The 15,620-nt window shown below is 35.6% G+C and carries 10 protein-coding genes; all 10 read right to left on the reverse strand.

The genetic code is table 11. The features are described 5' to 3' along the window. A partial coding sequence (locus ABWO41_RS07565; RefSeq protein WP_353135862.1) for a beta-N-acetylhexosaminidase occupies positions 1 to 1,048 on the reverse strand: 1,048 nt, incomplete at its 3' end. A 6-nt stretch (positions 1,049 to 1,054) separates the two neighbouring features. Next, on the reverse strand, positions 1,055 to 2,965 hold the full coding sequence (locus ABWO41_RS07570) for a RagB/SusD family nutrient uptake outer membrane protein (RefSeq protein WP_353135865.1): 1,911 nt from the start codon (positions 2,963 to 2,965) through the stop codon (positions 1,055 to 1,057). 14 nt (positions 2,966 to 2,979) lie between these two features. After that, on the reverse strand, positions 2,980 to 6,333 hold the full coding sequence (locus ABWO41_RS07575; RefSeq protein ID WP_353135868.1) for a SusC/RagA family TonB-linked outer membrane protein: 3,354 nt from the start codon (positions 6,331 to 6,333) through the stop codon (positions 2,980 to 2,982). Positions 6,334 to 6,378: 45 nt separating this feature from the next. Then, positions 6,379 to 8,673, reverse strand: coding sequence for an NHL repeat-containing protein (locus ABWO41_RS07580; protein WP_353135871.1), 2,295 nt, complete (start codon positions 8,671 to 8,673; stop codon positions 6,379 to 6,381). Between the two features lie 140 nt (positions 8,674 to 8,813). Then, positions 8,814 to 9,797, reverse strand: a complete 984-nt coding sequence (locus ABWO41_RS07585) for a FecR family protein (RefSeq protein ID WP_353135874.1) — start codon at positions 9,795 to 9,797, stop codon at positions 8,814 to 8,816. Positions 9,798 to 9,877: 80 nt separating this feature from the next. Continuing rightward, the gene (locus tag ABWO41_RS07590; RefSeq protein ID WP_353135877.1) at positions 9,878 to 11,212 is read right to left on the reverse strand and encodes a hypothetical protein; all 1,335 of its coding nucleotides are present in this window, start codon (positions 11,210 to 11,212) and stop codon (positions 9,878 to 9,880) included. A gap of 305 nt (positions 11,213 to 11,517) precedes the next feature. Beyond that, positions 11,518 to 12,441, reverse strand: coding sequence for an alpha/beta hydrolase (locus ABWO41_RS07595; protein ID WP_353135880.1), 924 nt, complete (start codon positions 12,439 to 12,441; stop codon positions 11,518 to 11,520). A gap of 95 nt (positions 12,442 to 12,536) precedes the next feature. Continuing rightward, complete coding sequence (locus ABWO41_RS07600; RefSeq protein ID WP_353135883.1) at positions 12,537 to 13,094, reverse strand: RNA polymerase sigma factor; 558 nt, start codon at positions 13,092 to 13,094, stop codon at positions 12,537 to 12,539. 217 nt (positions 13,095 to 13,311) lie between these two features. After that, on the reverse strand, positions 13,312 to 14,661 hold the full coding sequence (gene ffh / locus ABWO41_RS07605; RefSeq protein ID WP_353135886.1) for a signal recognition particle protein: 1,350 nt from the start codon (positions 14,659 to 14,661) through the stop codon (positions 13,312 to 13,314). 317 nt (positions 14,662 to 14,978) lie between these two features. Next, positions 14,979 to 15,620: DUF3078 domain-containing protein (locus ABWO41_RS07610; protein WP_353135889.1), on the reverse strand; the 642-nt coding region annotated here is incomplete at its 5' end.

The following is a 15,620-nucleotide window of genomic DNA, read 5'->3' on the forward strand; positions in this document are numbered from 1 at the left end:
ATCCAGTGATATTTTGAGATGCTTTCCATTGGTCATGCTTTACTTCATCTCCTCCTATATGAATATATGGCGCGGGAAAAAGAGAGCTAACTTCTTTAAGAACATCTTTAAAAAATTGAATAGTTTTTTTTGATGATGGATCAAAAGCATTTTCCATAACTCCGAAACGAACAGGTACTTTTATTTCCTGACCAAGCGCACCCAGCCAAGGGTAGGCTGCTATTGCTGCAGAAGCGTGTCCGGGCATACTTATTTCCGGTATTATTTGAATACCTCTATCTCTGGCATAAGCAACTATCTCTCTAATATCATCATGAGTATAATGTCCTTGATGAGGTTTTCCGTCGAATTTATTACTTTGATATCTTCTAAGAAACTCATCATATGCAGGATCTCCTGTTTCTCCAGGAACTTGTAACGTTGGATCTTCTATTTGTGTGCTATCTCTTTTAGCTCCTATTTTGGTTAGCAGAGGATATTTTTTGATCTCAATTCTCCATCCTGCATCATCTGTTAAATGCCAATGAAAGGTATTCATTTTTAAAGCCGCCATTTCATCCAATAAATTCTTAACGACTTTTTTTCCATGGAAATGCCTTGCTTCATCTAGCATAAAAGATCTCCAAGAAAACCTTGGTTCATCAATAATTTCTACCTGAGGTAGTTTTTTATTAGACACCAATTGCTTTAATGTTTGTAAAGCATAAAAATGACCTTCATTACTTGAAGCTTTTATATTTATAGCGTCATCATCTATCCTTAGAATATATCCTTCTTTGTTTTTAACCTCAGGAGAAAAATCATAAGATATCTTAACGCCCTTTTTATTCTTCGAAACCCCAAAATCATATTCTAAAGAAGAGTAAGTTTGCTTTTTAATCAACTCGTTACCAAAAACATTAACCCCTTTAGAAAGATCACAAACCCCGTCAAGTATTTGCACCTTATTGGGATAAGGTACAATACTCAACTTCTCTTTTGCTGCTAATACACACAGTATACTGCATAAATAAAAAAAGACTAATAACTGTATTTTACGTATCATCATTTTATTCTAATTATAATCTGGATTCTCTTCTAAATTTTTATTTTGTCCTCTTCTGGCAACTGTTATTGGGAAATAATAATTTCTAACAGGAAACGTCGGGTCTACTTCTCCATCAATCCTATCGTGTATTAAAACCTTGTATTTTTTTGTGCTATAATCTAAAACATATTGAATTCCACTAAATGGTCTACTTAATTTTGTTTCTGCCTCACGCCATCTTCTTAAATCCCAATACCTATGATTCTCAAAAGCTAATTCTACTTGTCTTTCTTTACGAATTTTATCCATAGTAATAGAAGATAACTGTTGCACACCCGCTCTAGACCTGATTTCATTAACTGCTATTAATGCATCATTAGTTCTAGATAATTCATACGCTGCTTCTGCAAAATTCAGATATGTTTCACCTAATCTGAATATTGCATAGTCTGTCCGAGATTCCATTAGCCAAATCATATTATTTGCAGTAGGGTCTAAATACTTCATAATACCAAAACCAGTATTCGCAATACCCGTAGAAGCATGAAAATAAGATTGGTCACCAACTGCGGGCATGCCTTTGTAAGAAGCTGTAAAATTTGTAAGCAATGTGCCATCTTCGGTAATTAAACCTTGATGAAAGTTTATTGTATCTTTTCCAAAATTGCTTGCAACAGCGTCTCTCCACGGCGTTCCATTAGTCCATATAGAAGCATAAAATCTAGGGTCTCTATTTTTCCATAATTCATCCATAGTCCACAATCTTGATTGAACATAGTTTCTATCCAGAGTTCCGGAAGTACCATCTATGTAATCAAAAGCCTCTATTAATTCTAAATATGGAGCCTGATAATTCCCTTGTCCCCATACAGACGGACGTGGCGCATGACAAATATCCCAAGACCATGTACTTGTGCCACCTCCCGGATCAAAACTTTTTCCACCATGCTGTTTAGCCATAATAATTTCCGAATTTCTCTTCTTAAGAAAAATATTCTTGAAATTTTGCACCCTTCCTTCTAAATCGTTCCCTCTCACGTCATCAGTATACAGTTTATAAGGTGAATCTTCAATTATAGACTTAGAGGCATCATATGCTTTTTGGAAATAAGATTGAGATAAATTTGATGGTAATCCCGTTAATTTATTGGCATTTAATGTTCCGTATTTTGCAATACTTCCTGCAAACAATGCGGCTCTGGCATGTAAAGATAGTGCTGCCCATTTATTTGCTCTACCGTATTCATCTTGAACGGGTGGTAATATTTCAGAAATTTCTTTAGTCTCACTAATAATAAAGTCCCACAGTTCTTGCTCTGTATTTCGTTTAGGATACAATAGCTCTTCTGGAGAGTCTAACTGAGGAACTGTGGTTAGCAAAGGAACTCCGCCATATCGCTTAACCATAGCAAAATAACAGAATGCCCTCAAAAATCTAGCTTCAGCGACTCTAATAGCTTTTTTTCTATCACTTAAAGGCGAAGAGGGAACTCTCTCTATAAATTCATTGAGATTTCTTATCGTATAGTAAGAGTTTTCCCACCATTCCATAACACCTCCCTCTGCAGATATACCAAATATTTTCTCTGCTAAAACATTTGTCCACGCTCCAGAAGTATATTTGGCTTCATCACTAATCTCTATAGATAATCCTGTACCAAATGTTTGGGCACTATTTCCAAACCAATATCTCAGGTTTCCACTACGCGGATCTCTATTTGAAGGGGAACCATCCCAACTTGTAAATACTGTGGTAGCATCGTTTATCATTACCGGAGTATATGCATACTGAGATAGTAAAAACGCATCTATTAATGCTGGATCTTTCCATACTACTGCGTCTGTAAACCTATCAAGAGGAGCCTTATCCAATAAATCATCTTTACAAGAACTAAATAAAGTCCCAAATAAAACAATTGCTATATATATCTTTTTCATACCTAACTGTTGTACTAATAATTTAAACTTACACCTAAACTGACAGTTCTTTGCTGTGGATAGTAATATGCCGCACTTCCTTCCGGTGCTTCGGGATCGACACCTAACTTAGATAAATTTGTTATTGTAAAAAGATTACTTCCTGCGGCGTAAACTCTTAGTTTACTCATTTTTAATGACTTTAATATATTTTCATTAAACTCATATCCTAAAGAGAGACTTCTTAGTCTTAAATAGGTAGTATTATGATTTCTATAGTCTGAATACCACCAATTGGCTACATTTTTACTTCCTGGCCTTGGAACCAGTGCATCTGAATTATTTTTTTCACTGGTCCATCTATTATCATATTTAAGCGTTGTTGGAGCAGTTTCTAAATCGATATAAGTGGTGTAACCCCAAGCTCCCTGAAAAACACTATTCAGATGAAAATTTTTATATGAAACATTAAATAGTAAACCAGCCATCCAGTTAGGAACTGTTCCTTTACCTATTTCAATTCTATCTTTCCAATCAAGTTTACCATCTCCGTTAAGATCAACATATTTTACGTCACCTGGACGGATACCGTCATTTCCTCCCAAGTCAACATATGTATACGGTAAATCTCTAATTTCATCCATAGACTCAAATAACCCATCCGAAACATATCCCCATCTTTCATCTGTCCATTTACCTTGCACTCCATTAATTCTTTTCATATCGGCATCTGCATATTCAGGCTCATCATACTTTACCCATTTGCTTCTAGCCCAAGATATATTTGCAGAAATATCATATGACACTTGATTGATTTTACCCTTTGTTCCTAGTTCAAACTCAAACCCTCTGGTATCTATACTATTCATATTTTCCAGAGGTAATGCCGCACCAAAGCTTGATGGCACAGAGTTAACTCTATATCCTGGTATGCCTTCTCTTAGACGGTAGAACGCTTCTGCCGTACCATAAATGCCTCTATTGAAAAGGGAAAAATCTAAACCTACATTATATATTCCTAATTTCTCCCAAGAAAGGTTTGAGTTTGCTAAACCCGTTAAATAAAGACCTTGTCTTATGTCGTCTCCCAAAATATAGGACATATCGTAAGAATATCCTGCGTAATATTGGTAATTACCAATTCCATCATCTCCAGACTGCCCTGCGCTTGCTCTTAGCTTTATATTGTCTACATTTCGCGAATTAGCCAGAAACTTTTCTTTTGACAATACCCAACCTAACGAAACGCTAGGAAAGTAGCCCCATCGTCCTTCTTTAGGAAATTTTGCAGAAGCGTCTGCCCTAAATATGGCTTCAATTAAATACTTATCCTTATACCCATAATTGAAACGTCCAACATAACTTTTTCTAGCCATTTCAGAGGCAGATCCATTATTTGAGGCAGTGTTAGGGTCACCAACAAAAAGTTGATCTATTACTTCCGAAGCTAAATTACCTCTTTGCGTATCAAAACCTTCATTATTGTAATCTATTCTTTCATGAAGTATCATTCCTGAAAATCGATGATCATGACCAAATACTCTATCGTAAGAAAATGAATATTGTTGGGTTATATCACTTGAGTTAGAGGTGCCTAAATAAAGCATTGTCGGGTTAGCAGACTTCCTTTCAAAAATATACTCATCGGTAGCCGCTCTGTAAGAATAAAAATCTGGCTGCTTTCTAAATATTTTTGAAAAGCCAGTACCACTATTATAGTTTATAAACGCTTTTGCCTTAAGCCCCTGAATGTTTTTGAAATCATAAGTTAAAGAAGAATTAAGCCTTAAGCTTTTATTAGTATTTCTACTATAACCTGCCAACCCTCTATTGGAAACAAAAACAGCATTTCCTGTGGAAGTCCCTGCATAAGATAGCATAGTAGGGTCTGGTAAGGTTAAAGGGTATTTGGGATCACTTTCATATAAGGAATTATAAAAATTGGAATGTCCTAAATTCATAGAGGTAAAATCTCTAAGTTCACCGATGTAGTTAAAACTTGAGGACAACAACAACCTATCTGCTAATTTAGCATCCATACTAATTTGCGTATTTATACGATCGTATGCCCCTCCATCTTCTCTGGCAATAGTTGTTTGTTTATTATAGCCTACATAAGAATAAAAGTTTACTTTATCACTTCCACCACTTACAGAAACATTGTGATTTTGCTGTGGAGCCCAAGGTCTTATTGCTGCAGAGAACCAGTCTGTATTTAAATAATTAGGGTTCGTACCTGAATAAAATTCTTCAATATCTGATAACTTCCAAGGAATTTGTGACGCGGGTAATCCGGCATTTATATGTGCTTCACGATCCCACTCTGCCCTTTGCCCAGAACTTCCTGTAGCAATCAATGTTGTAGAATTCTGCATCGTCTGAGAGGCATTTGCTATAACAGTTACTTTCCCTTCTTTTCCTCTTTTTAAAGTCACTAGTATAACCCCATTTCCCGCTCTTGCACCATAAACAGAGGCGGCACCATCTTTTAGAATAGATATTGATTCTATTTGAGAAGCATCAATATTATCAAAATTAGTTTCAACCCCATCTACAATAACCAAAGGATTACTAAACCCTCTAATACTTAATTGCGAACCATCAGCCCCTGGAATTCCAGAAGTTTGTTTAGTTCTAAGTCCGGGTAATTGCCCTGTTAATGCATTGGTAACATTTGTAATAGGTGCAATAGTTAAGTTTTCTGTTTTTAAAGTAGAGACAGAACCTGTAAGATTAGCCCTTTTTTGAGTTCCATACCCAACCACCACCACGTCGTCTAAAGTGTGTACATCCTCTTGAAGTACAATCTCATAGGTAGACTTTCCTGAAAGAGAGACAACCTGCATGCCATATCCCATAAAAGACACCATTAGTTCGCCGTTACTTGGTGCTTCTATGCTAAACTTTCCGTCTACATCGGCAATTGCCTTCAGATTGGAATTCCTAACCTCAATGATAGCTCCTATGACTGGTTGTTTATTAGCATCAACAACCAGTCCTTTTATCGGTATCGATTTCTCAAGCTCATTGAAGCTGCTTGTTTGCGTTTCTTTCTTTTTTGATATGATTATATTTTTTGTCTGTATCTGGTAGGTTATTTCCTTTGAACGAAAAGCTTCTTCCAAAATCTCATGAATGGTTGCGCTATTTTTATTTACCGTAACCCGCATTTTACTTACCTGATCATCTAAAATGAAAAAAGAATATTTGAAATCTTTTCCCAACCGATCTACAAGCTGTTGAACAGTAACATTATTCAATTGGATACTCTTTCTCACTTTTGAACTTCCGTCCTGCGCATGAACAACAACTAGCTGCGCAAGCAAGAAACAGACAAACAAGCCCAATTGGATGATCTTCCGTTTTATACTATTGATTCTTTTTTTCATAAAAATTATTTAATACAATAAATGCCCTTATTCTATTAGAAATGGTTAATAGCTTATTTTGCGTACACGAAGGTTATTTCGATCTAGTACGTATAGTATATTCTCGTAGGCCGCAACTCCGGACGGAATATTAAATTTTGACACCAAGGTTGTCCCATCTACAAATCCCTGAACAGCATCCCCTGCAACTGTAGTCACCTTATTTGTGTTCGCATGTATTTTTCGAATATTAGCTCCTTTCCCATATGTATTAGGATCATCAAAGCGATTACCCGCTCCTGCCACATAAATATTGTTGTCCTGATCAACGTCTATAGCCCAAGGATGGTAAAATCTTGCATTTGTCCCTACACCATCTACATGATCATGGCTTCCAGATTGTCCCGCAATCACTTCTGTTTCCCAAGAGGATCTGTTCACACGGTAGACGATCGAATTGAAATTATCTGCTACAATCAAGTCTCCTTTTTTATCCAGCACAATTCCTCCCGCAGTAACAGTTCTATCTAAGGTTCTGGTTACCAATGTTCCGCTTAGACTTAGTTCATATAACTTGCCGTTACTAGCGCTAGGTAGGGCACTAACTAAATATAGCTTTCCTTGAGCCTCATCAAGGGTTATACCTTGCGGGAAAGGAATAATCCAACCTAATACGGTGGTAACAACGCCGCTCGGCGTAATTTTACGCACTGCCCAATTCCACGTATCTGCAACATAGATGTTACCTTGACTGTCTAATACTAGATCTGTTGGATGATTAAATAATGCTCCTGAACCTACACCATCAGTATTACCTGTAATACCTGGATTTCCGGCCAAAGTGGAGACATTGCCGTTAACATCGATTTTTCGAATACAGTGATTGTCTATATCAGCCACATATACATTGCCTGCATTATCTACTCCTATGTTTGTGTTAGTTAAGAAATTAAATTTTGCTGTTGTTTTTGCTCCGTCAGCAAAACCTGAGATTCCAGATCCTGAATGTGTAGATACGGTTCCCACTGGTTGAGCTATAGTTAATGGAAATAACCTTCCTTCTCCTGGCAACAGATTAGATGTAAATTGCTTATTTATGGGATTAAAGTCTGTAGCAACAATACTTCCATTTGTCTTTGACACCCATTGGACGTTTGAAACAACGTTACTTGCTTGGAACGTAGCATTTTTAGCCGTCGTCAACGACTTATTCACAATCATTACGTATTCCTGGGCAGTTGTAGGATTTACGAAATGACTAATTATAAAATCTAAGCTATTGTCTACTGGTTTAACCAAAAAATTATTAGGTACATTGGAGGTTCCTGAAGGAATAGCTGTCCCCGTATGATAAACGGCTACTGCATTCAAATCCATCAAATGGTTGCCTGTCATTTTTAATTCTGCATTTAAGATCCGGAATGGGTCATACAGATTTGTTTTCGCTCCGGTTGGGTCAATGATCCCATCAGTAAACACCTCGGTTTCATGTTCTGGTGTCCAATATGTAAACCAAACCGGTATTTTTATGCCATAGGCTAGATTACTATAGGCACTAAACCTAAGTTCATCTGTATTGGGTCTTCTAAAAACACCTTGTACACCTACAGATTGCAGATAAGAAGATGTTTTAATTCCATATTTCAGGCCCATTCTACGTATAACATCCAAATCGTGATAATATTCAACTGCTCTAAAAGTACCATTGGAAAGAAACGGATAATTGTCTATTGACAAATACTTCAACTGAGAAGCACCAACAAGGTTTATCCATTGTTTCACATATGTTTCGTAACCAACGCTTCCCAAAGCACCAGTTGCATAACTTGGAAATAAGTTCACATGAGGTATTTTTGTGCCATCGTAATTTAAGACCTTCCCATACCTAGTTGCAGCATCAGCAAGCTGAGATGGCGTAGGCTCATCCTTAATGAAATATCCTAAAACAGCTGGATGTGTATTATAGTCATTCATCATAGCCGTAATCTGCGCATCACTACCATTAATTCTGTTGTCGGCAACAATCATTTTAAGTCCCACATTTTGCGCCATATCTAACATGGCCAGTTTACTGGCGCCCATATGTTGAATAGAAATGTCTTGAATAAAATCTACGTTAGCATCTTTAATCCACTGATAATTTCCTAAAGAAGTGAAACTAAAAGGCGGAGCCATATAAATTCCTATACGCATATCATTTGATAACAGAAATTTCTCCTGTGCTCCTTGAGCTACTTTATTTGGCCTTTTATCTGCTGAAGGAGACAAAAGTTCCATTTGTCGACAGCCAGAAAGATGTAAAAAACAATACATCAACATGAGGTGACGAACTAAGGACATGGTTAATATTTTATTTTTCATAATGTTATCTAGAAGATATTAGACAATAGCCTTCCCTTTTGCGTAAAAACGCAATTCGAATAATATTTAGATTAGTTTTAACTTAAAATCTGAATGAAATTCTAAGGTTTATTTATATGGTGCTTTTATATGTTGAACACTTATTTGCTCATGATTCTTATTTGATTAGCGCTGTCGACAACATAGCTAAATTTCAGTTCGCCTTTTAATGCATCAAGAATATCTTCTATTGGTTCTTCTACTAAAAAAGATGCAGAAACAATATGGTTAGTTAACTCACTATCTTTTATAAGAATTTTCTTGTCATAGATAGCCTCAAGTTTATTGGCAAATGCTCCAAATGAAATCCCCGAATAATTAAATCTTCCTGAAACCCACGCTGTATTCAATTGAACATCACAAACGTATTTTTCGTATTTTGAAGTGGCCACATTGTATCTCAACTCCTCATTTGGACTAAGAACCTTTTCGAAATTATTTGATGTAAACATTATTGACCCCTCGACCAAAGTTGTTATTACCTCGTTATTTTTCGATTTTACATTAAAACTTGTACCCAACACTTTGGTCCTGGTTCCATTAGTCTCGACCGAAAAAGGCCGAGACTTATCTTTTGAAACAACAAAATAAGCTTCTCCATCTAGTTTTACATCTCTAAATTTATCACCAAAGTCAGAAGCTAACGTAATAGAGCTATTTTTATTTAATGTTACTTTCGAACCATCTGATAAAGTGTATTCAACAGGTACAGCCTGCGCCGCATAAGTATATACATTGCCAGAAGAAGATTTGTTAACGTGATATAACAATACACAAGTAGTTATAAAAAACATAACAGCAGCAGCCACAGCTATTTTTAAAGAGCTCTTTTTCTCTTTTATTACACCCTCTGTATCTTTAATCCGAGCCATTATTTTATCTGTAACCTGCGCACTGTCCTTTATTACTTTATGCCGAACATCAGCGTTCCAATATTCTTTCAACTGATTATATTTTAAATTATAATCAGGATTGTTAGAAAGAATTTGGCTAAATTCTTTTCTATCCTCCTCTGAAGCCTCACCAGAAAGAATTTTTGACACTAACTCAGAAAACTGCTCTTCCATAAAAATTAATAAATTCACTACTTATGGTAAAGACACCTTTTTTTAATAAATCCCCCAAAGGCTTCACCAAATAACAATACTAATCTACAAAAATTCAATTATTCCTGCATACAGCGTATACACATCGCTCTAACTCTTGGAGACCCGTTTATTTGATGCACTGCTCCGTCTTGATAGGTTGTTAAAAAAGCAAATCCTTCCAAAGAACTATTAAACCACAAATTACCAGAAAAAGCGGTAGCATCTAAATTTCCGTTACCTTCACGATAACCGGTATATGGAAAAATATTATTTTGATTATTGTACAAAAATAGATACCCTCCATTTTGAGCTGTATTAAAATGTGTTTTTTCTAAACCTTCTGTAATTTCCTTTGCAGGAACTTTATAGCCTAGAGGACAAGGGTCATAAACAGTTTTTGTGCCTAAATCATTAGTCCAAAATAGTGTACTTCCATTTTCTTCCCAATCAACACCTGCACTTTTAATAAAAGATAAAGGATTTTTTATTGAATAAGCAAGCGCCTTGGGTCCATTCTCAAATTTAATGGTCGGATTTGTCCCCGCAAGGTCAATTAACAATACCTCACTTGGAGTCCCAAAACTAGTAGAAGCCGTAAAAGGATCTTTACGACCGAATTGATATTGTAAACCTATAGCTCCTGCATCTTCAGGTGTTTTGTTAATTGCGCCTAAATTTCTGTCCATAATTTTAGCTCCAGAAGGTAGGGTAACCAATCCTATCGTCTTTATATCTTCTACTACCCAAATATGCCAAGACCATTTAATTTCATTACTTGCATTCTTTACAGCTACCACAGCATTTCCATTTACACTTCCTGCAGAAACAACAATTTTAGCAGAAGAGCCAGAGCCAAAAATTTTCACATCATCAATGACATCATAGTTATCCATCCACACTAATTCTGCTGTTAAAGTTTCTGTCGATGATATTTGTGTTCCCAGAGAGGTTTTGTTTGCTCTTGATATTGGTATTACTACAGCATCATCAAAACCTATTAAATAACTATTAGATTCAGCTAAAGCAGTTAAGGCTTTTGTAGCAATTTCTACTGCCTGCCCATAAACTGTTTTCCCCGATTTTGTTTTTGCATAAGCCCTCATATAGTAAATTTTTTCCGGGTCTAAGCCTTTTATTTTAACAGAATATTCTCCTTTAGTAGCATCTATATCATCAACAAATTTACCTCCTTCTATCGTAGGGTTATTTTCAGTACCCCAACAAACACCTCTTGCGTTTAAAGGTTCTGAGCCAGAGATTACCCCTCCAGCTTTAACGCTTACTGCCGTTAAATTAGCAATAGCCGTGGTTTCAATTTTTAAATCTACAGACGCTTCACCATTATCGTCTGATTTTTTACACCCCATAATGGAGAGTACCAAAATACATACTAGTAATAATTGATTTTTCATGTTTACATTTTTTATTGGTTAACTTTATTAAAAAATTTCATTTTATTAAAACATAGCATCCCCTATTCACCAAATATTGAGATCTGGCAAAACGATGAGACTACTTAATTTTTTTGGGGAGTTCGGTTATACTTTTTGTTTGATATCCATAATGTTTCTTATGCTTCTTACACTAGTAAAGACACTAGATTTACAATAATCCCCCATAAGATATTTTATTTTCCTATAAACTTATGAGCAGTTCTTTTCAACAATATTTAAGACATAATTAATCTTCGAAGAGAAATGGATCTTCTTTTTTAGCACTATAGTAAACCATTATTTTTCATCCAGTTTATTAACCTATCAAACCAGACATCATTTACTCTTTTATAATCCATTCCATAACCATGTCCCCCAACAGCATATATATGAGCTTCATTCTTTACGCTAAAAGCATTTAGTGCCCTTATATAATCGAAAGCATTTTCTATAGACACAACATCATCATCATTAGAGTGGATAATAAATGTAATAGGGGTTTCTTTTGTTACTTGCTTTTCATTAGAGTAGAAATCAATTAGTTCCTGAGGAGGATTTTTTCCAATGAGATTTTCTCTTGAGCCTATATGTGTACTTTCCCCGAAAGTAATTACTGGATACATCAAAATGGAAAAGTCAGGTCGCAAACTTGTATTCTTTTTATTTTCTACATAGCTCTTATTGAAATGAGTTGATGCAGTAGATGCCAAATGGCCTCCCGCAGAGAACCCCATAATTCCTATTTTATTGGGATCTATTCCATATTTAGATACATTTTCACGAACATATTTTATAGCTTGTTGTGCATCCTGTAATGGGCCAATTTTCTTATCCATCATGATCTCATCACTTGGTAACCGATATTTTAACACAAAAGCAGAGATACCTATTTCAGCAAATTTCTCCGCTATATCATACCCTTCATGGCTAATAGCCAAGCCTCCATAGCCTCCCCCTGGACAAATAATCACGGCAGCTTTAGTTTTAGAAAAAGCAGCAGCTTTAAAATAAATTAAGTTTGGTGTTGAAATTCTAGTTGTCCATAGTACAGGATGTACATTTATAACCGTCTCTGTTTGTTCTTTATAATTTTCGGAATTTATGGCGCCTGGAACCTTGGTATATAACGCAATTTCCTCTCCTTTTTGAGCTTGAATCGTAGAATTAACTAAGAGAATAGCAAAAAATAATAAAGCAATCTTTTTCATGTCTACTTTTAATGATTTAGTTTACGCGATTAAAGACACTCATCGTAAAATAATCCCCCATAAACTAAAAAAGAAAAAGATCTTTTTATTTAACGCTATAAACCATCGCCTTTTTGTAATACTTTCTTTAATCTGGCTACTGCAAATGCCACTTGCTTTTCAATAGTTTTAACAGACACTCCTAAAATATCAGCAGCTTCTTTATATTTCATGCCTTGCTCTCTAATTAAAAGAAAGGCTAATTTGGTTTTACTAGGAAGTTCTTCTATAGCTTTGTTCAAGGAAGCAATTGTTTCCCGATCTATATAAATGGACTCTGGGTTAGTCTCTGTATTGTGAAATAGATCAATATTTACTTCATCGATGTCCGTTAGTTCTATTTTATTTTTTCGGAGGAAATTGAAGGCTTTATTTTTTGCTGTTATGAAGACATAGCTTTCTAGGTTATCGATATCCGCTAGCTCATCCCGTTTTGTCCACAATGTATAAAACACATCGGAGACCAATTCTTCACAAACCAGTTCATCCTTAACAAATAATGAAATAAAGCGGAAGACTTTCTCTTGATATGCATTTACAAATATTCTGAAAGAATGCTCATCAGTAGACTTTCTTTTAAAAACATTGTCGAAAATATTTTTTAATGAATTCAAATCAATCTCGCCTTAAATTAATAAGAAATGCTAAGTAAATATAAACAGAGTAAGTTTAAAGTGTTACTTATCTTAACATAAATGTAGCACATTTTCTCAATTTTTCTCAGATTGAAAATCTAATGATAACTTACCATTAAAAAAACTCTTGTGGCAAATAAACAACCTCTCTGAAAATTGTGCAGAGAGGCTCTTGATCATTAATTAAATTTTCAAATTATCTGCCCATTCCTCCACCCGGCATATTCTTCATCATTCTTTGCATTTTTGCCATAGCTGATGGGTCTGAGAACTGTTTCATTACTTTTCTCATATCTTCAAATTGCTTAATCAATTTGTTAACTTCTGTGATATCTGTACCAGAGCCTTTTGCTATTCTTTGTCTTCGGCTCGGATTAATTACATCTGGATTTTCGCGTTCATAAGGTGTCATCGAGTGAATAATCGCTTCAATTCCTTTAAATGCGTTATCGTCTACTTCAACATTTTTCATCATTTTACCCACTCCCGGAATCATTCCCATCAGATCTTTAATGTTACCCATTTTCTTGATCTGCTGAATCTGGCCCAGAAAATCGTTAAAGTCGAACTTATTCTTTCTGATCTTCTTTTGTAATTCGGCAGCTTTCTTCTCATCAAATTGCTGTTGGGCTCTTTCTACTAAAGACACAACGTCTCCCATTCCCAAAATACGGGATGCCATCCTGTCTGGATGGAAAACATCCAGCGCATCCATTTTCTCTCCTGTACCTACAAACTTAATAGGTTTATTTACGACAGATTTAATGGATAAAGCTGCACCTCCCCGTGTGTCGCCATCTAGTTTGGTCAAAACAACACCGGTAAAATCTAATCTGTCGTTAAACGCTTTAGCAGTATTAACGGCATCCTGACCGGTCATAGAATCTACAACAAAGAGTATCTCATGCGGGTTGGTTGCCTTTTTTACCTCTGCAATTTCATCCATGAGCGCGTCATCCAAAGTCAGACGACCAGCGGTATCGATAATAATAACGTTGTTACCATTCTTTTTACCATACGCTATACCTTCTAAAGCAATTGCTACCGGATCTGATGATTCTCTGTTGGTATAAACCTCAGCATCTACCTGGCCTGCAAGAACCTCCAATTGGTCAATCGCTGCCGGACGGTAAACATCACCAGCTACCAGCAAAGGTTTTTTATTTTTCTGCGTTTTTAAAAAGCTGGCCAGTTTGCCCGTAAAAGTCGTTTTACCTGCCCCGTTTAAGCCAGCAATTAATATAATGGTTGGATTTTGTTTTAAATCTAACTCGGTAACAGCTCCCCCCATTAAAAGGGTAAGCTCATCATTCATGATTTTAGTTAGCAACTGTCCCGGAGAGATTGCTGTTAATACATTCTGTCCAAGGGCTTTTTGCTTAACCTCATCCGTAAAAGTTTTAGCTGTTTTATAATTAACATCGGCATCTAAAAGAGCTTTTCTTATCTCTTTCATGGTTTCTGCCACGTTAATCTCGGTAATGCTTCCTTGTCCTTTTAGTACCTTAAACGCCCCTTCGAGCTTTTCCTGTAGATTGTCAAACATCTGCTAATCTTATTTTTTTATCAAATACAAAGTTATCATTTTGATTGAAAGGCTGTAACCTTATTTATAGAACTTATTTTAAATTTTTCTGTAACAATTAAATTAAATGAGCGTCTTAGTTTAAAAGAAGGTTCTTTACTTGTTAAAGATTGTTAAAACTATTCTGGTTTTACAGTTTAATAAGTATTTTTAGGAAAATAAAAACCTGATTATTAATCATTTATTAATATAAAGTATTATTTCTATCTGCAAGGAAATAAAATTAGTTAGTTAGTGTTATGCAGAAAATGCCCCGGAACGTGGGGCATTTTTACGTTTTATCGGGGGAGTTTATAGACCAGGCCTAAAGCTAAAGATTGCATAGACTGAATCTTGCCGCTAAAATCATCGTCATATAACGCCGTACCATTAACGGTTACATTAACCATTCTGTTTACTTTTGCCGTAAGCGTAACATCCAAACGCTGATCTATATTATTTAATCTTTCGTAAGCAGCAAATAACAAATATCTTGCTTTAAGATTCATATTTGTCGCAATGTCTTTATCCAGATTGGCTACAATCTGAAATGCCAGTTCATTTTTATACTTTTTCCCTTGTTCTACACCAAAATATTTCGTGTTGTTTTTATACAACATAGTATCATTGGTTAACATTAAGGTTTGACGGGCTGTACCTGTACCCAAACGTAAACTGAAGTATTTCTCGGGCTTATATTCAAAACCCAGAGATTCTGTAATATAAGCGGGAGCCATGAATTGGGAGATTATCTTTTTATCCTCATTACCTTCGCTGTTTTTGAAATAGGTATAACCGGCATCAAACTGAGACTCGAAACTTACAGAGCCAAAGAAATACCAGCTTTTAGATAATTGTAGAGATGCTTTATTATCCCAAAAAATACGGTCGTTGGTCTTTCGTTCCATCTGATCCTTATTTTTCAATTTTCCATATTGCAA

The organism is Pseudopedobacter sp. (assembly GCF_040392825.1).
In the GTDB taxonomy this organism is placed as follows: domain Bacteria; phylum Bacteroidota; class Bacteroidia; order Sphingobacteriales; family Sphingobacteriaceae; genus Pseudopedobacter.